The sequence below is a fragment of the Paenibacillus sp. WG02 genome (assembly GCF_055396115.1).
Genome location: NZ_AP036016.1, coordinates 5,214,187 through 5,235,642 on the forward strand (window position 1 = coordinate 5,214,187; position 21,456 = coordinate 5,235,642).

Annotated in this window: 24 protein-coding genes and 1 riboswitch; of the genes, 1 reads left to right on the top strand and 23 read right to left on the bottom strand. The window is 45.3% G+C overall.

Annotation, left to right across the window (positions count from 1 at the left end; genetic code table 11):
• Nucleotides 1-4: 4 nt before the first annotated feature.
• The 6 genes from ribD to ACBP55_RS23865 all read right to left on the bottom strand — a co-directional run bounded on the left by ribD (nucleotide 5) and on the right by ACBP55_RS23865 (nucleotide 6,592).
• Nucleotides 5-1,114, bottom strand: a complete 1,110-nt coding sequence (gene ribD, locus ACBP55_RS23840; protein ID WP_464645429.1) for a bifunctional diaminohydroxyphosphoribosylaminopyrimidine deaminase/5-amino-6-(5-phosphoribosylamino)uracil reductase RibD — start codon at nucleotides 1,112-1,114, stop codon at nucleotides 5-7.
• Nucleotides 1,115-1,347: 233 nt separating this feature from the next.
• A riboswitch (FMN riboswitch) is annotated at nucleotides 1,348-1,530 on the bottom strand.
• A 202-nt stretch (nucleotides 1,531-1,732) separates the two neighbouring features.
• Nucleotides 1,733-2,164, bottom strand: coding sequence for a peptidylprolyl isomerase (locus ACBP55_RS23845; protein WP_029192958.1), 432 nt, complete (start codon nucleotides 2,162-2,164; stop codon nucleotides 1,733-1,735).
• 227 nt (nucleotides 2,165-2,391) lie between these two features.
• Nucleotides 2,392-3,723 (bottom strand): diaminopimelate decarboxylase, encoded by a 1,332-nt coding sequence (lysA, locus tag ACBP55_RS23850; RefSeq protein ID WP_464645430.1) that lies wholly within the window; start codon nucleotides 3,721-3,723, stop codon nucleotides 2,392-2,394.
• 159 nt (nucleotides 3,724-3,882) lie between these two features.
• Nucleotides 3,883-5,517 carry a spore germination protein gene (locus tag ACBP55_RS23855; protein ID WP_464645432.1) on the bottom strand — a complete coding sequence of 545 codons (1,635 nt, stop codon included), beginning with the start codon at nucleotides 5,515-5,517 and terminating at the stop codon, nucleotides 3,883-3,885.
• Between the two features lie 23 nt (nucleotides 5,518-5,540).
• Nucleotides 5,541-5,936, bottom strand: coding sequence for a stage V sporulation protein AB (locus ACBP55_RS23860; protein WP_464653396.1), 396 nt, complete (start codon nucleotides 5,934-5,936; stop codon nucleotides 5,541-5,543).
• A 23-nt stretch (nucleotides 5,937-5,959) separates the two neighbouring features.
• On the bottom strand, nucleotides 5,960-6,592 hold the full coding sequence (locus ACBP55_RS23865; RefSeq protein WP_464645434.1) for a stage V sporulation protein AA: 633 nt from the start codon (nucleotides 6,590-6,592) through the stop codon (nucleotides 5,960-5,962).
• Between the two features lie 178 nt (nucleotides 6,593-6,770).
• Here ACBP55_RS23865 and ACBP55_RS23870 point away from each other — a divergent pair, with 178 nt between their 5' ends.
• Nucleotides 6,771-6,980, top strand: coding sequence for a DUF378 domain-containing protein (locus ACBP55_RS23870; protein WP_029192954.1), 210 nt, complete (start codon nucleotides 6,771-6,773; stop codon nucleotides 6,978-6,980).
• 162 nt (nucleotides 6,981-7,142) lie between these two features.
• On the opposite strand, the gene sigF is transcribed toward ACBP55_RS23870, so the two are convergent.
• The 17 genes from sigF to ACBP55_RS23955 all read right to left on the bottom strand — a co-directional run bounded on the left by sigF (nucleotide 7,143) and on the right by ACBP55_RS23955 (nucleotide 21,431).
• A complete protein-coding gene (gene sigF / locus ACBP55_RS23875; RefSeq protein ID WP_029192952.1) occupies nucleotides 7,143-7,898 on the bottom strand; it encodes an RNA polymerase sporulation sigma factor SigF in 756 nt (251 codons plus the stop codon).
• Nucleotides 7,899-7,909: 11 nt separating this feature from the next.
• The gene (gene spoIIAB / locus ACBP55_RS23880) at nucleotides 7,910-8,356 is read right to left on the bottom strand and encodes an anti-sigma F factor (RefSeq protein WP_029192951.1); all 447 of its coding nucleotides are present in this window, start codon (nucleotides 8,354-8,356) and stop codon (nucleotides 7,910-7,912) included.
• Nucleotides 8,353-8,706, bottom strand: a complete 354-nt coding sequence (gene spoIIAA / locus ACBP55_RS23885; RefSeq protein WP_029192950.1) for an anti-sigma F factor antagonist — start codon at nucleotides 8,704-8,706, stop codon at nucleotides 8,353-8,355. The genes spoIIAB and spoIIAA overlap by 4 nt, the downstream gene beginning before the upstream one ends.
• Before the next feature lie 161 nt (nucleotides 8,707-8,867).
• On the bottom strand, nucleotides 8,868-10,043 hold the full coding sequence (locus ACBP55_RS23890) for a D-alanyl-D-alanine carboxypeptidase family protein (RefSeq protein ID WP_173184469.1): 1,176 nt from the start codon (nucleotides 10,041-10,043) through the stop codon (nucleotides 8,868-8,870).
• A gap of 160 nt (nucleotides 10,044-10,203) precedes the next feature.
• Entirely contained in the window at nucleotides 10,204-11,505 is a 1,302-nt protein-coding gene (locus ACBP55_RS23895) for a pyrimidine-nucleoside phosphorylase (RefSeq protein ID WP_464645436.1), read from the bottom strand.
• A 118-nt stretch (nucleotides 11,506-11,623) separates the two neighbouring features.
• Nucleotides 11,624-12,007: a cytochrome c oxidase subunit II gene (locus ACBP55_RS23900; protein ID WP_029192947.1), complete on the bottom strand. Its 384-nt coding sequence runs from the start codon at nucleotides 12,005-12,007 to the stop codon at nucleotides 11,624-11,626.
• Nucleotides 12,008-12,187: 180 nt separating this feature from the next.
• On the bottom strand, nucleotides 12,188-12,625 hold the full coding sequence (locus ACBP55_RS23905) for a flagellar protein (RefSeq protein WP_464645437.1): 438 nt from the start codon (nucleotides 12,623-12,625) through the stop codon (nucleotides 12,188-12,190).
• 153 nt (nucleotides 12,626-12,778) lie between these two features.
• A complete protein-coding gene (locus tag ACBP55_RS23910; RefSeq protein WP_464645438.1) occupies nucleotides 12,779-13,633 on the bottom strand; it encodes a purine-nucleoside phosphorylase in 855 nt (284 codons plus the stop codon).
• A gap of 18 nt (nucleotides 13,634-13,651) precedes the next feature.
• Entirely contained in the window at nucleotides 13,652-14,479 is an 828-nt protein-coding gene (locus ACBP55_RS23915; protein ID WP_464645439.1) for a purine-nucleoside phosphorylase, read from the bottom strand.
• 55 nt (nucleotides 14,480-14,534) lie between these two features.
• Complete coding sequence (gene deoB, locus ACBP55_RS23920; RefSeq protein ID WP_464645440.1) at nucleotides 14,535-15,710, bottom strand: phosphopentomutase; 1,176 nt, start codon at nucleotides 15,708-15,710, stop codon at nucleotides 14,535-14,537.
• Nucleotides 15,711-15,819: 109 nt separating this feature from the next.
• Entirely contained in the window at nucleotides 15,820-16,716 is an 897-nt protein-coding gene (gene xerD / locus ACBP55_RS23925) for a site-specific tyrosine recombinase XerD (RefSeq protein ID WP_268615833.1), read from the bottom strand.
• A 93-nt stretch (nucleotides 16,717-16,809) separates the two neighbouring features.
• Nucleotides 16,810-17,049 carry a DUF4227 family protein gene (locus ACBP55_RS23930; protein ID WP_464645441.1) on the bottom strand — a complete coding sequence of 80 codons (240 nt, stop codon included), beginning with the start codon at nucleotides 17,047-17,049 and terminating at the stop codon, nucleotides 16,810-16,812.
• Between the two features lie 57 nt (nucleotides 17,050-17,106).
• Nucleotides 17,107-18,222 carry an alanine dehydrogenase gene (gene ald / locus ACBP55_RS23935; protein ID WP_464653397.1) on the bottom strand — a complete coding sequence of 372 codons (1,116 nt, stop codon included), beginning with the start codon at nucleotides 18,220-18,222 and terminating at the stop codon, nucleotides 17,107-17,109.
• A gap of 181 nt (nucleotides 18,223-18,403) precedes the next feature.
• Complete coding sequence (fur, locus tag ACBP55_RS23940) at nucleotides 18,404-18,889, bottom strand: ferric iron uptake transcriptional regulator (RefSeq protein ID WP_029192940.1); 486 nt, start codon at nucleotides 18,887-18,889, stop codon at nucleotides 18,404-18,406.
• A 105-nt stretch (nucleotides 18,890-18,994) separates the two neighbouring features.
• Nucleotides 18,995-19,636 (bottom strand): stage II sporulation protein M, encoded by a 642-nt coding sequence (gene spoIIM / locus ACBP55_RS23945; protein WP_464645442.1) that lies wholly within the window; start codon nucleotides 19,634-19,636, stop codon nucleotides 18,995-18,997.
• A 61-nt stretch (nucleotides 19,637-19,697) separates the two neighbouring features.
• Nucleotides 19,698-20,876: an endonuclease Q family protein gene (locus ACBP55_RS23950; protein WP_464645443.1), complete on the bottom strand. Its 1,179-nt coding sequence runs from the start codon at nucleotides 20,874-20,876 to the stop codon at nucleotides 19,698-19,700.
• Nucleotides 20,877-21,431: an NUDIX hydrolase gene (locus ACBP55_RS23955; RefSeq protein WP_173184453.1), complete on the bottom strand. Its 555-nt coding sequence runs from the start codon at nucleotides 21,429-21,431 to the stop codon at nucleotides 20,877-20,879.
• Nucleotides 21,432-21,456 lie beyond the last annotated feature (25 nt).

The window sequence follows — 21,456 nt, forward strand, 5'->3', positions numbered from 1 at the left end:
TTCGTTAGCTCTTATAAATCGGATAGCCGGTTATGCAGATATCCGGTCCGAACTGCTCGACCTTGAGTCGGTCGAGCGTAATCGCATCATCCATCTTCGCGAAGCCATCGAAGTTGATGTTTACAGGTGCTGTGGAACCTCCGCCGATAATTTTCGGCGCAAACATCAGCACCAGCTTATCAATCAGGCGCCGCTCCAGCATGGCGCCGTTGAGCTTCCCTCCACCCTCTAGGAGGATGGAGCCGATTTCGCGCTCGCCGAGCTGCCGCATGGCGAGCGTCAGGTCCACCTGCGGGCCGTCCCCGCAGGTGAGGACCGTGATGCCGCGCGCTTCCAGCGCGGCACGCCGCTCTACGGGCGCCTGCGCGCTCGCGAGCAGGATCGTCGGCTGACGATCCTGCTCCGTGAGCACCCGGGCGCCCAACGGGACTCGCAAGCGCGAGTCCGCGACGATCCGTACCGGCTGCACAGCCGGTACGTCGCCGCGCGCGCTCAGCAGCGGGTCGTCGGCGATGACGGTGTCTACGCCGACCATGATGCCCTGATGCCGGTGGCGCAGGGTATGAACGAAGGCACGCGACGCTGGGGATGTAATCCACTTGCTGTCGCCGGTTTGCGAGGCGATGCGACCGTCAAGCGTGCTCGCTGTCTTCATCGTCACATAAGGCATGCGGGTGACGATGTATTTGTTGAAGGCCTCGTTCATTGCCGCGGCCTCCTCTCCAAGCAGCCCAACCGTCACGTCGAGACCATGCTCTCGCAGTTTAGCGATGCCTGTCCCCGCAACCTGTGGGTTCGGATCCGTTCCAGCGACGACAACCCGTGTCACTCCCGCCTCAATGAGTCGGTCGCTGCAAGGTGGCGTCTTGCCAAAGTGACTGCACGGCTCTAATGTCACATAAGCCGTACTGCCCTTTGCTTCCTCGCCTGCCATTTGCAAGGCGAGAACCTCGGCATGGCCATGCCCGCGCTTAAGGTGCGCTCCCATGCCGACAATGCGTCCATTTTTAACTAGGATACACCCTACTACGGGATTAATTCCCGTCTGACCAAGAGCACTTTCAGCCATTTGCAGAGCAAGTCTCATGTAAGCTTCGTCATTCAGTACATGCACGAAGTTCACCGCCTTTCAAGTTCATTCTCAAATTTGAATGCAAAAAGGCCCCTCCGTGTATCGGATAGGGGCCAGAGATTGTCTAGATAACACGAATAAGCTTCATCCATCCATACTTGCCGCATTTTTGTTCAAATCAAACAACAACGACGTATCTGCTTTAAAAACAGACCTGCCGAATTTTTGTTTACGTGAAAAAATGTACAAGCATGCATAGCGAATCAAATGTTCGCGTTTTCCTTCTCCCATCCAGACTATACTGTCGGTTCCGGAATTGCACCGGATCAGCCGTAGCGAAGCTGTGTATCAGGTACCGCTAGCTTCAAAACGGGTCACGGACTTATCGAAAACAGGTAACGGGTACATGCTTTCGAATCACCGCCGGTGTGGAATTTCACCACGCCCCGAAGGTTTTGCATACATATGAAAGTTACTTACAACTAGGAACTAGCTATAAATTACTTTGGTAATGAAAAATTTATCACTCACACTTACAAAAAGCAAGTGCTTTTTTCCTTTTCATATTAATTCCTTACTTTTTCTATAAATTCACTCGGAATTATTACAAAAAAGAAACCTGTTGAATCAATCAACAGACTTCTTTTCGAAGATGACGATTTATACTTCTACAACTTCAACTTTCTCCATCAAATCTTTGCCTTTGAAAGCATCGACTAATTCCATGCCTTTGGATACTTTACCGAATACAGTATGCCCGCCATCCAAATGCGGTTGCGGTTGGTAAGCAATATAGAACTGGCTACCACCTGTATTTCTGCCTGCGTGAGCCATAGCCAAGGAGCCGCGCTCATGTTTGTTCGGGTTGATTTCACAGTCGATTTGGTAACCAGGGCCACCAGTTCCTGTTCCAGTAGGGCAGCCACCTTGTGCTACGAATCCTGGAATAACACGATGAAAAACAAGTCCGTTATAGAAACCGGAGTTTGCTAATTTTTCAAAGTTAGCAACGGTATTCGGTGCATCTTTTTCAAAAAGATCGATAACGACTTCGCCGCCACCTGCTAGTTTAATTTTTGCTTGTTTGGCCATTTGTGGTCCACTCCTTTAGGAAATAATATCTTATTCTACTATGAAAACTTCCATTTCACAAACTGCGCTATATTTCTAACACAATTCTACCGCGACTATGCCCTGTTTGACTGCTAATAACATGGCCATCAGCCATAATCTGCGTGATTTCCATTCGATTTCGATAAAATAAAAACGCAAAAAAGGAACCCCGTGTAAGATGAGGTTTCCTTCTTTCTTAATACTAATTAAACAGTCTCGCTCAATTGTTTCATTCGTGCAGGAATGATGTCGTTACCTACGATATTTTCGAATGTTTCGCGTTTCACGACGAGATCACTTTGACCATCTTTTACAAAAACAACGCCAGGTCGGCGAATACGGTTATAATTGCTTGCCATTGCATAATTGTATGCACCTGTACAAGATACAGCAAGAACGTCGCCTGAATTTACTTTTGGCAGGTTCAGATCCCAGATCAGCATATCGCCGCTCTCACAGCATTTCCCTGCAATCGATACAACCTCTGTCGGTTGCTCAGTTGCACGGTTAGCCAGCATCGCCTCATACACAGCATCATACAAAGCAGGACGAGGGTTGTCAGTCATGCCGCCATCTACAGCTACATATTTACGCACCCCTGGAATGTCCTTTGTTGTACCTACGGTGTACAACGTAGTTCCGGCGTCACCTACGATACTGCGACCTGGTTCAACCCAAATTTCAGGCATTGGAAAATCGTTGCTGCCGAAGTTGTCTTTAATTGCGTCTGTAATAGCTTTCACATAAACGGCAACGGGAAGTGGGCTATCTTCGTTCACATACCGAATTCCGAAACCTCCGCCAAGGTTAATGACCTTGAACGTAACGCCTATTTCTTTGCGGACTTGAACGGCAAAGCCGGCCACTTTCTCAGCTGCCATGCGGAAGCCCTCTACTTCAAAAATTTGGGACCCAATATGGGAATGAACGCCTAGTAATTCTACATTGCTTAATTGCGAAGCTTCCTGAACAGCGCGGAATGCAGATCCATTACCCATGTCGAAACCGAACTTGGAATCCGTCTGGCCTGTGGAAATATATTCATGTGTATGCGCCTCAACACCCGGCGTAATACGCAGCAAGATCTTCACCTTTTGGCGCTTCTCTCCGGCAATCGCATCCAACATTTGAAGCTCAATAAAGTTATCTACGACGAAACAGCCAATTTTGGCATCGATCGCCATTTCCAATTCATCCATTGTTTTGTTATTGCCATGGAAATGAATTCGGTCCGCTGGGAATCCTGCTTGTAGCGCCGTATACAGCTCACCATCAGAAACAACGTCCAGTGACATTCCCTCTTCATCTACAATTCGGCACATAGCCATTACGCAGAATGCTTTACTTGCATAGGCCACTTGGAATTTCAGCCCAGATGCTTTGAAAGCTTCAACGAACTCACGGCAGCGCCCACGCACTAACGTTTCGTCAAATACATATAAAGGAGTGCCGTATTCAGCAACCAATCTCGTTGCATCGACACCGCCGATTTCGAGGTGGCCTTGGTCGTTTATTTTACTAGTACCATGTAAATACATAGCTTTAATTCCCTCTCTCCCTGAACCTTCTTCTTGCTATTTGCCGCCAAAGAGGTTAACGTGCATTACTATTAAAAGTACCATATGGCATGCTCTTTTGACAATACACGCTTCGACATAAAAGCAAAAAAGGACAGGTGAATTCCCTGCCCATTTCTGTTATTTGGATTTTGGTTGACGCGTGCCATCGATTGGCTTTGTAATACTTAGCCGCGTTTTGCCAGCAAGCACCGGACGACGAACCAGGATAGCAAAGAAGCTTTTGGCGTTAAATGGAAGAAATGGCCACATATAGGGTGCATTAAAGGATTTCCTTGAGGCCAGAAGAATCAACCATAGTGTTGAGCCTACTACAAATCCGGGGACATGGAAGATCGCCACGATGATTAAGAGCGCAAGCCTTATTATTCGATTAGCTAGACCCAATTCATAACTCGGTGTCGCGAACATCCCAATGGAGGCGAGAGCCAAATACAGGATAACCTCATTGATAAAAAGACCCGTTTTTACCGCGATATCTCCAACCAATATGGCTGCCACCAAGCCCATTGCGGTAGCAAGCGGTGTGGGTGTATGAACAGCTGCCATTCGCATGAGATCAATCCCTATATCCGCTAACAAGAACTGAATCAATAGCGGTAGAGTTCCTTCCTTCTGCGGACCGAGAAACTCAAGTCCCGGCGGCTTTAAGGAGGGATCCATCACCATCATAAACCAAAGTGGAAGCAAGAAAATCGAAGCCATAATGCCAGCAAAACGCACCCACCTTAAATAAGTACCGATGAATGGCGTTTGCCGATATTCCTCAGCATGCTGTACATGATGAAAAAACGTAGTCGGCAGGATCATGACGCTCGGTGACGTGTCCACGAAAACACAGACATGACCTTCCAGTAAATGAGCGGATACAACATCCGGCCGTTCGGAATACCGAACCATTGGATACGGGTTCCACCCTTTATTAACAATCGCTTCTTCCAGCTGTTTTTCTGCGAGAGGAAGGCCGTCGATTTCAACATTTTTTATTTTATCTTTCACAGCTTGGACTAAGTCCGCGTCAGCAATATCGTTTATATAGCCCACACAGATATCCGTCTTGGTTCGTTTGCCGACTTGCATGATTTCCAACTTAAATCTCTCATCGCGAATTCTTCGTCTGACTAATGTCACATTTAATAAAAGAGTTTCTACAAAGCCATCTCGTGATCCTCGGACGACCCTCTCCAAGTCTGGTTCAGCGATCGAACGAATAGGAAAACTTTTGGCATCGATCGTAATCCCCGCAGACTCTCCTTCAATGAAAAATGCCGTTCCGCCCATCAATACTTGTCCTACGATTTCAGATATTTTCTTGTAGGTCTTCACTTGAATGTGCGGAATTAATTTCTCAATGAATGCTTCTAGCGTATGATGTGAAACTGATTCTTCGTCCGCATAAGTAAGACGTGTAATGATATCGGTTAACACCGTATCTTTGGCAAATCCATTGCAATAGAAGATGCCTACGCGTTTGGAACCGAACACCATTTCTCTGAGGATAAGATCGAAGCTTCGATCGAGTCCTACTCGTTCCTCCAGCACCCTTCGGACTTCTCGAAGAGTTCTAGGGATATCTTCCTGAATTTTGAGTGCCTTCTCCTCAGGCGTCATGTCTGTTATTGGATTGTAAACAGATAAATTGCCTTCCTCATCTATAGCCAATTTCTCAGACTGTTCCTTTGATTCGGTCGATTCGTTTGATTCGTTGGAGTCATTCTGATCGCTCCCATTTCCCTTTTTCACAATAAACTTCATTTGAGCGCCTCCTTCGACACACGTTAATAAAATAACCATTCAAACAAGGATCCAACGACTTTACCGAAAATCATCGCCATGAGCAGCAAAATCATATAAGATCCCATGCCAACACGCTTGGCGAGGATAGGCAGCACGTTAATGATTTCTGTCAAAGCGGCCGCTAGCATGCCAACGAAACAACCGGCAAAAATACCTACCACTGCTGCTCCCATCGGAAAAAGGTGCACCTTAGCATCACTGAAATCAACCCAAGTAAATAAGAGTGAGCCTAACACTACCGCTGCTTCATAAGTATGAATTTTCGAAAACGAACGTGTGATCTGAGCAAGTCTTGGAATAATATCCAGTACCACAAGGAATGCGACCATGCCACTGCCAACTGCGATTCCACCAGCTAACCCGATAAAAGCCGCCATGAAGGCCTCCCCAAATTGGGTAATCACGAACGGTCTCCTTCCTCATGAATTTTGACATATTCTTCTGTTATCACATAACGGTTTATATTTTCCTGATACATAAACATCTCTACTTCTAGCGGGCTTGGTTCTTCATTGAATTTTTTCTTAAACAGATGGTTGAAAAAAATGACCATTCCAACACCTATTCCTAAGGAATAAGGGATTTGCAGTATGAGCGGATGCTCCACCTTTTTCCCTGTCATCAATTCATAAATACGTTGGTGAACTTGCAGCATGGACACATCCGCATGAAAATTCATAATGGCCAGACCTGAACCGATGAATAAGAGCAGCCAAACCAAACCGATAAGTATAGGACTTGGCTTTCTGGGATCGGAAATTATCTCGAGAAGCACATGTGGTTCTCCGAAATGCTCTATTTGCAGCTGTGGATAAAGATCTTTCACTTTCCGGACGATCAGCATCATGTCAATGAGCACGCGATTGCCATCCTCATGTTGAGGATGATGAATGATCAAATTGTTCAGTGCTTGCTCATATTCAGGTTCCACGAAAATCTGAGCGATATGACGTAAGTACACAACATTCCCTTTGCGAACGCTGGCTTTTCGACGAAGCCGGATGTATAGATATGGTTTTTCATCCCGAATCATGGTTTCACTCCCCTCAGCGCATAGTGGTGAATCCTCCATGTATAGGAGTAGTATGCAAAATCTTTCCTTCCCATAAACGCCTGACAAGATGGTAAATTCTCCAGGAATAATGTCACCGGCAATATGGCATAGTAAGATCGAATAACGATAACTTATTCCATATAAAGAAGGTGATGACATGGCAAAATTCGCGTTAACACTAGTTATTATTGGTGCGCTGAATTGGCTCTTGGTTGGGCTTTTCCAATGGGATTTAGTTTCAGCTTTATTGGGAGGAGATTCTCATCGTGCATCTTCCGGTCTAAGCCGTATCATTTATACGGTTGTTGGCTTATGCGGAATTTACTGCGTGAGATTTTATTCAGATGACAGGCACTCTGCCCGATAAATATGTTCGTGATCACAAAAAGCCGCAAACTACCCATTTAAGAATCGGGGTAATCAGCGGCTCTTTATTATGCGGTGGGAACTATCGCTCCGTATCGAAACAAAATAGAGGCTGCTCACTAGGTTATTAACCTTTTGAGTCAGCCTTATTATCAAAAACCTGTTATTGAGCAATCTGATCTTTAATCGATTGTAAAATTTTCTTTTCCAATCGCGATACCTGCACTTGGGAAATACCTAGCCTACTTGCGACCTCGGACTGCGTTTGATCCCTGAAATAACGGAGATAAACAATCAGCCGTTCTCGCTCCGACAGAGTCCCAATGGCTTCATTCAACGCAAGCTTCTCGAACCACTTCTCCCCGGACTCATCCGAGATTTGATCCATTAGTGTGATAGGATCTCCATCATTCTCAAAGACGGTCTCATGGATGGAAGAGAGAGGTTTATTCGCCTCTTGTGCGAAAACAACTTCCTCCGCTGTTATCATAAGCTCCTCGGCTACTTCTTTAATCGTAGGCAGTCTGCCAAGGCGTTTCGAAAGCTCGTCCTTCGTCTTGCGAATCTTATTCGCCAATTCTTTCAGCGAACGGCTTACTTTGAGCGTTCCGTCATCGCGAAGAAAACGTTGAATTTCACCGATAATCATCGGTACCGCATAGGTTGAAAACTTCACATCATAAGATAGATCGAATTTGTCAACGGACTTAAGCAGTCCGATACAACCGATCTGGAACAAGTCTTCGGCTTCGTATCCCCGGTTCAAAAAGCGTTGAACCACAGACCAAACCAAGCGGATATTGCAGCTTACAAGTGTTTCTCTGGCGAGTCCATCCCCGGATTGGCTGAGGGCGATTAACCGTTTGACTTCCGAATCGTCTAAATAACTATGAGAAGCATGTTTCAGATCGACATCCATAGATCAAACCCCTAATTGTATAAAGCTTTTTTAGATTCAATTCGCTTCAACATGTTTATTTTGGTTCCGATTCCGACGGCCGTCACAACTTCTACTTCGTCCATGAAATTTTCCATAATCGTGAAACCCATGCCAGAGCGTTCCAACTCTGGTTTGGATGTATATAGTGGCTGTTTCGCCTGTTCTAAATCAGCAATGCCTGAACCCTTGTCTTCGATCGTAATCCGAACCACGTCATCATCAATTTGCGTCGAAATGATGATAACACCATCTGTTCTATTGTTATAACCATGAATAATCGAATTCGTTACCGCTTCAGAAACAACCGTTTTGATATCGGTTAATTCATTCAGCGTAGGATCCAATTGAGAAACGAAAGCAGCAACGGCTACGCGAGCAAAAGCTTCATTCTCCGAGCGACTAGCAAACTCTAGTGTCATAAAGTTATGTTCACTCATAATGCAACCTCCAAACTGGACATTGCATTGCGTTCGTTGTCCTGTATAGATACAATCTTGAACATTCCAGAAAGCTCGAATAAGCGGTAAACGGCAGGAGCAACATCACAAACGACCATTTTGCCGCCTTTACTCGTAATCTGCTTATAACGACCGAGTATGACGCCTAGACCCGAACTGTCCATGAAGGATAGATCCTTCAAACTAAGGATTAAATGGCGCGTATGCTCTTTGGCAATCGCTTCCTCCATCCTCGCCTTCACAACCTCGGCTGTGTGATGATCCAGCTCGCCTTTCAATCTAACAATAAGCGCTCTTCTGCCTTGCTCGAATTCAATTTGCAGGCTCAACATGTTCACTCCTCTCAGCTGAGAGACTTTGAGCTCACTCAAAGATCCCGTCATGAAACTTAACTTTCTACAGCTGAGATGGAATCTCCTGCCCCCCGACAAAACTAGAAGAAAACTGCTAAAACTAGTAGAAAACTGCGCTTATTCGCGTATTCTCACCATTAATCGGTATGAAACAGGTGTGAAGTGGTTCGCTTAAATAGCTTCCACCAGGACGCTTTATCTACAGCAACCGGAGACTCGAGCGGGTATTCAGCAAGCAAATTATCTCCGTTGTATACAATAATTTTACCAATTGGTTGACCCATAACGATCGGAGCTCTTAAGTTGGGATCGAGTTTCAGTTCATGTCGAATCTCCCCCGTCACGGTGCCCTTTTTCATTAAAATGCTATAGTTTTGCTTCGCCACTAACGGTACTGTCGAAACCTGACCTTTATTCACCGTAAAATTCCCTAGACTGTCGCCTGACTTAAATAAAGGATAGTTCGTAAATTGCGCAAAAGCGTAATCAAACAGCTTTGTTACTTCAGCATTCCGTGTTTTTGTATTCGGTTCACCGAGCACTACGGCAACGACGCGTAGATTTTCTCGTTTGGCTGTTGCTGATAAGCAGAATTTCGCTTCGCTTGTGTATCCCGTTTTCAAACCATCCGCACCGCTGTAGAAACGCACCAGCTTATTCGTATTCACTAGCCAGAAAGGATTTGCTGTTTCCTTTCGCAGATAGTCTTGATAAGCACCAGTAAATTTAGTAATCCCCTCATGCTTGAGCAATTCTCTTGACATGACGGCGATATCATTCGCTGATGTATAATGATTGGCCACAGGGAGTCCGTTGCAGTTTGAGAAATGAGTATTTTTCATGCCTAACTGCTGCGCACGATCGTTCATCATTTGCACAAAATTCTCTTCCGAGCCTGCTATTTTCTCAGCCATTGCCACAGAAGCATCGTTCCCGGAAGCCATGGCAATCCCCTTCAGCATTTCCTCAACCGTCATCTCTTCGCCAGGCTCAAGGAAAATTTGCGATCCACCCATGGAAGCAGCATATTCACTGACCTTGACCTTCTCATCCATTTTAATGTTGCCTTTGTCGACAGCTTCCATAATGAGCAGCATCGTCATTATTTTCGTTATACTGGCTGGAGGAAGCTTTGCATCCTTATTCTTTTCGGCAATGACCGTGCCCGTGTCTGCATCCATTAACACAGCGGATAGTGCATTCGGTGTCAAATCGACCGATGGCGCCTTCTTCTCTTCCGCAAACGCAGCCGGTATGAGCAGCATCAAACATAGCTGTAAACAGATAAAACTGATTAGCCCTTTTTTTCGCATAGCAATTGTACCCCTCCTGTGATGTATGAAGTGAAAGCCTGACACTTGCAGCTTGAATGACTGCTAATCAGTCTTGACGATTTCCGCACAAAATATTCCAAAAGGAAGAAAATAAAAAAGGCACTTTCCGAGTGGAAAGTGCTTGGGCAATCATTTGGCATCAAACAATGACATCATATATTAATTGAACAGGTGCTGGTTTGCTATTCTCGATGCGATAAGCTCCTTGAATCATGCTCTCGACAGTCTTCACATCCTGTTGATTTGCATGAATCGTACATATGGATTCCCCCATCTGCACTTGGTCACCGATTTTCTTATTCAGTGTAAGACCCACTGCATAGTCAATCAGATCTTCCTTCTTCGCACGCCCGGCACCAAGCAGCATCGCAGCAATACCAATTTGTTCCGCATTGATCTGATTGATATAGCCGTCTCTTTCAGCAAGCACTTCGAAATGATAAGCTGCCGTCGGAAGGAGCTCGGGCTGGTCTACCACATTCGGATCGCCGCCCTGGCTTGCTACGAAGCGTTTGAACGTTTCTAACGCCTTACCATTCAAGACAATATCGCGGACGGCCGCCTGAGCCTCCTCGAAGCTCTCAAACACTTTCCCTAGCAGCGACATGTAGGCTGCAACCGAGATCGCTACCTCAGTCAGCTCCTTATCACCTGTGCCGCGGAGCACCTCAATGGATTCGCGAATTTCATTTGCGTTTCCGATTTCACGACCGAGCGGCTGCTCCATGTCCGTAATCATAGCGATCGTGTTCCGCTTTAATTGCGTTCCGATATCAACCATCGTACGAGCGAGAACCCTCGCATCGTCCACTGTTTTCATGAAAGCGCCTGAACCGATTTTCACGTCCAGCACAATAGCATCTGCTCCGGAAGCAATCTTCTTACTCATAATTGAGCTAGCGATTAATGGAATTGAATCAACCGTGGCTGTCACATCCCGAAGCGCATACATCTTCTTGTCGGCTGGAGCTAAATTACCACTCTGGCCAACGATGGCAATTTTATTCGTATTCACAGCATGTATAAAATCTTCTTTGGACAATTCAATCTGAAAGCCAGGAATCGACTCCAGCTTATCTACTGTACCGCCCGTATGTCCTAAACCTCTGCCTGACATTTTGGCAACAGGGATTCCAAGCGAAGCAACAATAGGTCCAACGATCAGGCTAATTTTGTCGCCAACCCCGCCTGTTGAGTGTTTATCTACTTTAATGCCAGCAATTTCCGATAAATCGATCATTTCTCCTGATCCTGCCATGGCTAGCGTGAGTGCAGAGATCTCTTCACTTGTCATCCCATTGAAGAAAATAGCCATCAGTAGAGCTGACATTTGATAATCCGGAATATCGCCACGTGTATACCCGCTAACGATATACGTAATTTCTTGCTCGCTAAGCACTTCACCAGAACGTTTCTTATGGATTAAATCAACCATTCTCATGTGCATTCCTCCTTAAGTTTACTTAAGCGTTTTCGTTCGAAAATATGCATCGTAAGCATGCTCTTCAAAATCGAAAAAAGGGAGCTGCTAGAGCCCCCTTTGATACTACCATTATTGATTAAGAAACAACTAATTTGCTTTTCATTTTAGCATGGCCTTCACCACAAGGAAGTACACACTGAATTTCATATGTACCTGGTTTATCAAACGTTATTTGCTTGGAAGGATTTTCTTTGTCCAGCTTAATATCCAATCCTACGATTTCAATCGCGTGTACCCCTTCTTTTAAAGACAAGGAAACTTTCGTAGGCTCACCGCTTTTAACCGTATAATCTGCAGAATCGAACTGCCAGTTAGAAGCTGCAATTTTAAGCTGTTGACCTTTGCCAGCGGCAGCCTCTGCTTCCTTAGCCACTTGGCGGTTAGAAATATCTTGAAAGAGGACTCCCAGCCCCAATGCGCCCGCAAGTATAAATAACACAAAGAAAATCCACTTTTGCATGCATATCCCCCTCATAATGTGTTCACTTCATCTATTCTACCTAACATCTCCATACAATCCCATACATGGTCAGTGGCAATTCCTTGAATATTTTGTGACAAAATTGTGAAATGCAGCTTTCCAAAAAACATCCCCCTTATCGGGGGATATCATCATTACTATTGCCCATTTTGAGACAAATTACACACCGCTAAGTCTTTCACGAATTTGGAAACCACCTGCGGATGCTGTTTGTTTTTCTCTAAGAAGAGGCTGAAAAGATCGATCTTTCTCTTTCAATTCTCTAATATCCCGATTAATTCGGTATGTGCAATCCGGACACAGCTTTTGTCCGCGAATTGGTTTCGAGCAGGAAGCGCATGGGTAGTTCAAATTCGGGTAATCCGAAAGCAGCAGCTTTCCCTCTTTGACCCATGTATGCATCTGCTCCTGCGAAACACCTGTAGCTTCGCTGAATTGTATATTCGTTGAGCGATGATTTTTACGTAAAAATTCAAGACTGCTTGTGAGCATGGAATCCATGCTGCGGCTGCAATCTGAACATTGGTTGCGCAAATTTTTCTGGAACACTTTCCCGCATCTAGGACAGTTGGCGACCATTAATTGTTGGACTGACATGCTCCATCACATCCTTGTTATGGAATGGGTATCTGTATCTACACGACCCATTAATATAGTTCTAATTAACTATATATTAGCATGACTCTCTCCGAATTCATAGGTCTTCAGAAGCTCATTTTCATTAAAAGTTCATAAAAAAATATAGCCAAATTATCCCAGACGGACCTCACGAACAAAGGCCTTAACGAGAGCAATGAACTTCGGTTTAGTCCGATTTGCAACAGCCACAACCTGCTCATGCGTCAATGGTTCCAACTCTTCGCCTATCGCCATATCGGTAATACACGAAATTCCTAATACCTTGAGTCCTGCATGACGTGCTGCAATAACTTCTCCAACTGTGGACATGCCAATTGCGTCGCCACCGATACGAGCTAACATGGTAAGTTCAGCCGGCGTACAGTAGGTTGGTCCTGTAATCCCCGCATAGACCCCTTCCTGCAGCTTCAGCGGCACGCCATCTTCTCCTACGACCGTTTGCGCCAACTCATGAGCCAGCTTGCGGTATTCGCGGTTATAAGCTTCCGACATGTCTGGGAAACGAACACCGAGATCTGAATGGTTAGGACCGATAAGCGGGTTGTCTCCTGTCATGTTTAAATGGTCGCTAATAACCATTAGATCTCCTGCTTTGAACTCACGATTCATGCCGCCTGCTGCATTCGTCATCACAACGGTCTGAACGCCGATCGCCTTCATAACGTACACAGGAAATACAACCTTTTTCATATCATAGCCTTCATAATAATGAAAACGTCCCTGCATCACGATGACTTGCTTACCTTCTAGTGTGCCTGCAACAAAACGTCCTTCATGACCTTCAACGGTTGAAACGGGAAAGTGCGGCACTTCGCTATAGTCAATTGCTATGGGCTGCTCAACCTGATTCGCCATATCTCCCAAGCCTGAACCCAGTACTAATCCAATAACAGGCTTAACACTGCCTAAACGCTGCTCAATAAAGCTCGCTGCTTCTTTGATTTTCTCTATGTAAGTCAGTTCCATTTTGTTCTCCTCTTCTTGTTAAAGTGCTTCGATAATGCCTAATACCAATTTCAAAAACTTAGGCTTTACTTTCTCCGTCGTTTCCATGACTTCTGCATGGGAGAGCGGCTGGTCCAAAATACCTGATGCCATATTCGAAATGCAGGAGAAACCTAGCACTTCGATTCCAGCATGACGTGCTACAATCACTTCTGGTACCGTTGACATCCCAACGGAATCACCGCCTAATGTGCGGAGCATGCGAATCTCTGCAGGAGTTTCATAGTTAGGACCGAGGAGTCCAACATAGACGCCTTCTTGTAAATGAAAGTTTTGTGAAGCCGCGACATCGTGCGCCAGTTTACGCAGACGTTTGCTGTAAGCTTCCGACATATCCGGAAAGCGAACACCTAACGCTGAATCATTCGGGCCGATAAGCGGATTGCGGTATGTCAAATTCAGATGATCACTTATAACCATTAGATCGCCTACCTGATAGGATTCGTTAATTCCACCAGCTGCATTCGTTACGATCAACGTTTCTACACCTAGTTCTTTCATAACTCTTACTGGAAACGAAACTGTTTCCGCGCCATAGCCCTCGTAAGCATGAAAGCGGCCCTTCATCACTAACACTTGCTTGCCTTGAATCGTACCCACAACCAATTCCCCCGCATGACCTTCCACGGTAGACACTGGGAAATGGGGAATATTCGAGTAGTCTACAACGATAGGCTGCTCAATAAGATCAGCAAGAACGCCGAGACCTGACCCTAGAATTAATCCAATTTGGGGTTTAATATTCGTTTCCTTGCTAATAAATGCAGCTGCTTCTTGAATCTTTTGAATCATGGATGTATCGGACATGGATAGATTCCTCCTAAGCGATTTCAGTTCACATAAACTGAGAATTCGTAATCATTTATTTTAAAAGAGGTAAGAAGCTCTCCCCTTGATCGGTTGCTCTCACGCCAAAATTATCAGCGATGGTCGCTCCCAAATCAGCGAAGGTTCCGCGGATACCAAGCGAAGCAGGTGAGTTGAAGCTTGGGCTGTACAACAAAATAGGCACGTATTCGCGCGTATGGTCGGTTCCCGGGTGCACAGGATCATTGCCATGGTCCGCTGTAAGGATTAATAGATCCTTCGGTCCTAGACCTGCTTTGAGCTTAGGTACATAAGCATCGAATTCCTCCAGTGATCTTCCATAGCCCTCAGGATCACGACGATGACCAAACAACGAGTCAAAATCTACTAGATTCGTAAAAGCCAGTCCTTTGAAAGACGTGCCAAGTACCTCTATTGTCTTCTGAATACCATCTAGATTACTTTTTGTTGATGTGGTTTTTGTAACACCTTCACCATCAAAAATATCATTAATTTTCCCGATCGCAATCACATCAAATCCAGCATCCTTCAAATGATTCATAACAGTTGGCGCTGGCGGCTTCACGGCATAATCATGTCGATTCGGAGTGCGTTTGAAAGCACCAGGCTCCCCAAGGTACGGTCTAGCAATGACTCTGCCCACCGAAAATTCATCCTGCATGGTCAACCTTCTGGCAATTTTACATGCCCGATACAGCTCTTCCAGCGGAATAATGTCTTCGTGCGCAGCTAATTGAAATACACTATCGGCTGATGTATAAACGATCCAAGCACCTGTTTGCATCTGCTCTTCACCGAGCTCATCTAAAATTTCAGTACCTGATGCCGGCTTATTACCAATGACCTTGCGCCCTGTCTCCTGCTCAAATTGAGAAATCAATTCAGCTGGAAATCCATCCGGGTACACATTAAAGGGTGTAGTCATGCGAAGCCCCATCAATTCCCAGTGTCCAGTCATTGTGTCTTTACCAACCGAAACCTCAGCCATTTTTCCATAGTAGCTTTCCGGTGAATCCGTTGCTGGAATCCCTTTAATCTCAGCTATGCTCCCTAGTCCCATTCGCTGTAAATTAGGGAGTGCAAATCCGCTTACTTTCTCTGCAATATGTCCTAGTGTGTGAGCGCCACTATCGCCAAATTGCTTGGCATCCGGTAATTCGCCGATGCCTACGCTATCCAATACAATTACACATATACGTTCGAAGCGCACAATTGTCCCTCCAAATCAATTCCTAATGTTATCCACCCTCGATTATCTCACTTCCACCCTATGAATGCAAAACAGCAGCTTCCCCTTAGGGGAAATGCCGCTGTGCAGGTTATAACTTCGCTCTTGGGTGTGCCAAGTTGTAAACGTCTTTCATTTTAAGTTTGGTAACTTGAACATACATTTGTGTCGAAGAAATATCGGAATGTCCTAGCATTTCTTGAACGGATCTCAGATCTGCGCCATTTTCAATTAAATGGGCAGCGAAGGAGTGCCTTAAGGCATGAGGTGTTATCTCATTCGCGATATTCATCTCATTAGCATATTTTTTCAAAATCTTCCAAAACCCTTGCCTAGTCATCCTTGTCCCCAAATGACCGATAAATAAGGCTTCTTCATCAGCCGTTTTTTTTAACAACTTCATCCGATGATTATGTATATAAGTCGTTAAACACCGAATGGCGATTGAGCTAAGAGGAATATTACGTTCTTTATCTGCCTTCCCCGTGCAGCGGATAAAGCCCATTTGCAAATTGATATCCGTTACATTCAGAGAAATGAGCTCCGATACTCGAATCCCAGTCGCATAGAGCAGTTCCAGCATGGCCTTATCACGCGCACCGCTTACAAGCTCAGGTTGCGGTGCTTCGAGAAGCTTCTCTACCTCTTCAATCGACAGCACTTTAGGAAGCTTTTTTTCCAGCTTGGGTGCATCTACATAAATACTTGGATCTGAATCCGTTACACGTTCTTTCACAAGATATTGATAAAGTGCTCGAATGGAAACCATATTGCGAGACAAGGTTGCGGATGCTCGTCCTAGCATCTTCAACTGCGATAAGTATCCTGCAATGTGAGTTTTTCCTGAATCTCTCCAAGCTGTGATGCCTTGCTGTTGTAGATATTCAACAAATTGCTGTAAGTCTCGCTCATAGGATTCCAGCGTATTCCGCGATAGTCCCCGTTCAACGGACAAAAATCGGATGAAGGATTGCAAGTCGTTCGTCATCATGCAGATAATACTCCTTCGTTATCATGCCATATCTTCATACCGAATAGCATTCAACGATTCCCGTGCGAACTCCTCTTTTTTACGCTTTTTTTATTCCCCATACCAATAAAATAAACGCAAACGGTCACTCATTGTTCCTGTATCCGAAACCGGAGAATGCTCGTGTTGACCAAACACCTTAACGGACTTTCCCGTTGGTGTTCTGTACTTGTTCACAGGTTGAATCCAACCGCTTAGAACAAGCATAACTTGATATAGAATCACCGTCAAAATCATAAAAAGTAAAATAAAGCGTAAGCGAACAACGAGTTTTCGATATGATAATATCATAGCCAGTCCTCATTTCTATCCCCTTTTTAAGATCAGGATATGAGGCTTGGTCTATGATTATGACAGATCGGACAACTTCACATACGGAACTCCTAGAGCTTCAGCCACTGCGGGATGGGTTACGCTCCCCTTGTACGTATTCACGCCTAATTGGAGTGCGTAATTAGCAGCTACGGCCTCTCTAAAACCTTTATTGGCAAGCTCTATTGCATAAGGTATCGTCACATTGGTTAACCCAAGCGTTGAAGTTCTCGGAACCGCACCAGGCATATTGGCAACAGCATAATGCAGCACACCATGCTTCTCGTAAGTGGGATTGCTGTGGGTTGTCACACGGTCGATCGTTTCAATCGATCCTCCTTGGTCAACGGCAACGTCCACAATTACAGCGCCTGGCTTCATGCTTTGAACCATAGCTTCCGTTACTAATCTTGGAGCTCTTGCTCCAGGAATAAGAACAGCGCCAATTAATAAATCCGCCTTCTGTACAGCACTCGCAATATTATGTGGATTCGACATCAAAGTTCGCAGATTTCCCCCGAAAATATCGTCCAGAGCCCTCATTCGATCGGCACTCCGTTCAATAATGACAACATTAGCTCCGAGTCCGAGCGCCATTTTGGCCGCATTCGTTCCAACGATACCTCCGCCCAAGATGATGACATCAGCTGGCGGAACACCAGGCACACCACCCAATAAAATTCCGCGTCCCCCATAGAACTTTTCCAAAAAGTGGGCACCGATTTGTACCGACATCCGGCCAGCAACTTCACTCATCGGTGTCAAAAGCGGCAGTGAGCCGTTCGGAAGTTGAATCGTTTCGTAGGCAATCCCCGTCACTTTCTTGCTAAGCAAATGTTCAGCCAAGTCTCCTGCAGCAGCCAAATGCAAATAAGTGAACAGCATCTGCCCTTCTCGGAAATAACCATACTCGGCGGGTAATGGTTCCTTGACTTTCATAATCATATCGCTGGAGGCCCATACCCCAGCAGCATCCGCGACTATAACGGCGCCTTCACGAGCATAGTCCTCATCCCCGAAGTCGCTGCCCACACCAGCTCCAGTTTCAACTAGCACTTGATGCCCTGCCATCAAAAGCATACCCGCTCCGCCAGGCGTTAAAGCCACTCTGTTTTCATTGTTTTTGATTTCCTTTGGAACTCCAACTACAATCGATTGCATTGTCATAGTTGCTACCTTCTTCCTTATTATCACTAAACATAATGTGCCATGCTTCTATGCGAATTATGTGAGTACATTTCCGACTTTCTTATTACCTAATATATGAAAAGAACACAAAAATGCCTGTATGCACAAGGTGTGCTTACAGGCATTTTCATTGTATAAACAGCTTCTATTCCGAAACTGTTATTTTAGATTTGTCCAATGAGTCCGGTTTTCCTCGATCGTTACAACGATAGCAAATACCTTGAAAATCAAGTCGATGATCTAGCACTTGAAAATGAAAATCTTGCTCTAACCGTTCTTCCAAAGGTCCGAGCCAATCTTCCATAATTTCATCCACGGATCCGCATTGCACGCAGATTAAGTGATGGTGATGATGACGTGTACTGTCGTCACGTAAATCGTAACGAGCGACACCGTCGCCAAAATTCATTTTCTCCAAGACATGCAGCTCACTCAGCAGCTCTAAAGTCCGATAAACTGTCGCCAGTCCGATCTCTGGGGCCTTGTCCTTCACAAGCATAAACACATCTTCAGCACTTAAATGATCTTGTTCATTCTCTAAAAGTACGCGTACTGTCGCTTCCCGTTGAGGGGTTAGTTTGTACCCTTGGGATTGCAATTGCTGCTTAATCTTCTCGATCCTTGCTTCCATATGCCTCCCCCTCAGAAAGGTGGGCATCCAAGCCCAGTTTTAGCCACTCTTTTTATTATAGGGGGAGCTGACTGACAAAGTCAAACAGAAACATAAGTGGACCTGTTATCCATAAAGGCCAACAAGCATAGGCGTTACCCATTTCATCATCAATTGCGATATATATCCTTCCCAAAGCGCTGCTCCAAGTAGGAATACCCCCATCAGGAGTGTTAACGTTGTATATCGCATAAAGGGCTGGTATATGTTGCCATTACGGCTCATAAAGCGATTTTTGATCATATAGATGGAAAAGGCCATAGAAGCAACACTGCAGAAAAGGATCGCCGGGATAACGATCAGATTCTGCGGCGCAACGGAAACAAGCGCAAATAGCATGCCTTTCCATGACATTTGGCCGACAAGATATCCCACAGTAAACCCAATTAGCACACCTTTGAGAAAGTCCAAAACGAGTATCAATGGCAGCCCGACAATAGACAAACCAAAAAGCCATATCAACAAAATCCACTTCATATGCATACCGAAAGCTTGAACGAACGATTGCCTGCTGTCAAACTCGGCGCCTTCATTAATTTCATGAAAAAAACTACCTAAATGACGAGTCATTTCTTGCTTTTGTTCCAAAGAAAGTGCATTCACCATCACAGCGCCGAACACGACTCCTATGGTGAAAAGTACGGAGACGAATATAAATAGCGGCAAATTATCCTTCATATATTGTTTCATCGTTAGGTTCCTATTCATCTCGCAGCTCCTTCCTTGTGTCAACCTCTACAAAGACAAGCTTATGAGCGAATACTGGAAACTATGAACGATTTTTAACTTTACCGTACCTGCCCCCGCCGCCAACTTCAAGCTGCAAGGATCCTTCTCGCGCTTTTACAATATAAGCAGCAATTTCTTCACCAACTTCACTTGCAAGCTCATCTGGCGTCGTGCGATGCAGTACATTCATTTCCGTTCCGAAGCGGCGAAGCAGCTGATCAAGCTTTTTAGGCCCTAGGCCTGGGATAAATTCTAGTGGAACTTGAAAATGATACGGAGGTCGATAAGGCGGTTGGTAAGGCAATTCACGGTCCGCTAAGTGCTGGATCCGATCCATGACTCCTCTGACGATTTTATTGCTGCCGCAGTCAGCACAGCGTTCTACGGTTGTGTCATTTTCATCCAGCACGGATTCGCATAAGCTACAATAGGTTCGGTGGTATTTACCAAGTCGTGGATTAAGGCCGTAATTAGCTTTTATACCGCGTCCCTCTTGACGATGCAGTGCTTTAACGAGTTCCTCATACGTAGGGGCAGCCAGCTTCATTTCGTTGTACTCTCGTCCAATTTTACCAAGAGAGTGTGCATCTGAGTTGGTAACGAATGTGAACGCATCAAGCTCCGAAATCAAACCAGCCATCTCCGAATCAGCACTTAGACCAAGCTCAACAGATGAGATGCCATTAAGATCAAGAAGGTACTCCATTTTAGAAGTCGCGCTTCCGTAGACACTTTTGTGCGGAGTGAAAATATGCGCGGGAATAAGGATACCGCCCCTGCCGAGCACTTCATCTTGAAGTACGCGGGCAGGTACATAGATGCGTTGAGAGCTAAGCTCTACATTTTTCATGTGACCCTTCATCCATTGCGTGAACCCTTGCATCACTTTCAGATTTGGCAAATAAGCAAGCAGATGTGCTGGCCCCATACCTGGATCGCGCACCTCTATTTCACAGCCCAACATAATCGTCGTGTCTTGATAACGGATGCCGCCGCCCTCCAGCTCCACCATCTCACCCCGATCCAAGTACGTCATGATGTCATCCTGTACGGAAGGCGAGTGACAATCAATAATACCGATGATCTCCATCCCTTTTCTGACAGTGGCTTCCTTAGCAATATTGAAGAAAGTCAGGTCATTCGCAGCGCTGATCTTCACCGCTTGTCCCTTCTCTGTTCGACCTATGTGAATATGAAGATCAACATAATAAGATTTCATTTAGATTTGACCTGTTAAAAGGTACAGCTGCCAGGCGTAAACAGCCATAATCGTCTTCGCATCGCTAATTCGCCCTTCACGAATGTACTGCTGAGCTTGTTCCAAAGTAATCGCTTCGCACTCCAGGAATTCATCCTCATCGGGATTCGCTTCACCCTTCACCAAATCTTCTGCGAGATAGAGATGAATGATTTCATCCGCGAAACCTGGCGAGGTATAGAAGGAACTGACCAGCTTGATATTTTCCGTCCGAAAGCCCGTTTCTTCCTCTAATTCGCGTAAAGCTGCCTTTAGCGGCTCTTCGCCTGCATCCAGTTTGCCAGCTGGGATCTCGACTTGACTTTTCTCAAGCGGTTTTCGATACTGTTCCACAACGATCATTTTATCCCCAAGCAGCGGAATTACAGCTACAGCGCCAGGGTGTTTCACGATTTCACGAGTTGCAGATTCCCCATTAGGGAGCAGGACATGATCCACTTGCAGCGAAATGATTTTTCCTTTGAAAATAGGTTCCGTCTTGACGGTTATTTCTTCGAATTTTTTGTGTAATGACATACAAACACCTCATCCTTTTTAAAAT

Excerpts from the sequence above, each read along its gene's own strand:
- ACBP55_RS23845 (WP_029192958.1), bottom strand. The coding sequence starts at position 2,164 with ATGGCCAAACAAGCAAAAATTAAACTAGCAGGTGGCGGCGAAGTCGTT.
- lysA (WP_464645430.1), bottom strand. The coding sequence starts at position 3,723 with ATGTATTTACATGGTACTAGTAAAATAAACGACCAAGGCCACCTCGAA.
- ACBP55_RS23855 (WP_464645432.1), bottom strand. The coding sequence starts at position 5,517 with ATGAAGTTTATTGTGAAAAAGGGAAATGGGAGCGATCAGAATGACTCC.
- ACBP55_RS23860 (WP_464653396.1), bottom strand. The coding sequence starts at position 5,936 with ATGGCGGCTTTTATCGGGTTAGCTGGTGGAATCGCAGTTGGCAGTGGC.
- ACBP55_RS23865 (WP_464645434.1), bottom strand. The coding sequence starts at position 6,592 with ATGATTCGGGATGAAAAACCATATCTATACATCCGGCTTCGTCGAAAA.
- ACBP55_RS23870 (WP_029192954.1), top strand. The coding sequence starts at position 6,771 with ATGGCAAAATTCGCGTTAACACTAGTTATTATTGGTGCGCTGAATTGG.
- sigF (WP_029192952.1), bottom strand. The coding sequence starts at position 7,898 with ATGGATGTCGATCTGAAACATGCTTCTCATAGTTATTTAGACGATTCG.
- spoIIAB (WP_029192951.1), bottom strand. The coding sequence starts at position 8,356 with ATGAGTGAACATAACTTTATGACACTAGAGTTTGCTAGTCGCTCGGAG.
- ACBP55_RS23890 (WP_173184469.1), bottom strand. The coding sequence starts at position 10,043 with ATGCGAAAAAAAGGGCTAATCAGTTTTATCTGTTTACAGCTATGTTTG.
- ACBP55_RS23895 (WP_464645436.1), bottom strand. The coding sequence starts at position 11,505 with ATGAGAATGGTTGATTTAATCCATAAGAAACGTTCTGGTGAAGTGCTT.
- ACBP55_RS23900 (WP_029192947.1), bottom strand. The coding sequence starts at position 12,007 with ATGCAAAAGTGGATTTTCTTTGTGTTATTTATACTTGCGGGCGCATTG.
- ACBP55_RS23905 (WP_464645437.1), bottom strand. The coding sequence starts at position 12,625 with ATGTCAGTCCAACAATTAATGGTCGCCAACTGTCCTAGATGCGGGAAA.
- ACBP55_RS23910 (WP_464645438.1), bottom strand. The coding sequence starts at position 13,633 with ATGGAACTGACTTACATAGAGAAAATCAAAGAAGCAGCGAGCTTTATT.
- ACBP55_RS23915 (WP_464645439.1), bottom strand. The coding sequence starts at position 14,479 with ATGTCCGATACATCCATGATTCAAAAGATTCAAGAAGCAGCTGCATTT.
- xerD (WP_268615833.1), bottom strand. The coding sequence starts at position 16,716 with ATGACGAACGACTTGCAATCCTTCATCCGATTTTTGTCCGTTGAACGG.
- ACBP55_RS23930 (WP_464645441.1), bottom strand. The coding sequence starts at position 17,049 with ATGATATTATCATATCGAAAACTCGTTGTTCGCTTACGCTTTATTTTA.
- fur (WP_029192940.1), bottom strand. The coding sequence starts at position 18,889 with ATGGAAGCAAGGATCGAGAAGATTAAGCAGCAATTGCAATCCCAAGGG.
- spoIIM (WP_464645442.1), bottom strand. The coding sequence starts at position 19,636 with ATGAATAGGAACCTAACGATGAAACAATATATGAAGGATAATTTGCCG.
- ACBP55_RS23950 (WP_464645443.1), bottom strand. The coding sequence starts at position 20,876 with ATGAAATCTTATTATGTTGATCTTCATATTCACATAGGTCGAACAGAG.
- ACBP55_RS23955 (WP_173184453.1), bottom strand. The coding sequence starts at position 21,431 with ATGTCATTACACAAAAAATTCGAAGAAATAACCGTCAAGACGGAACCT.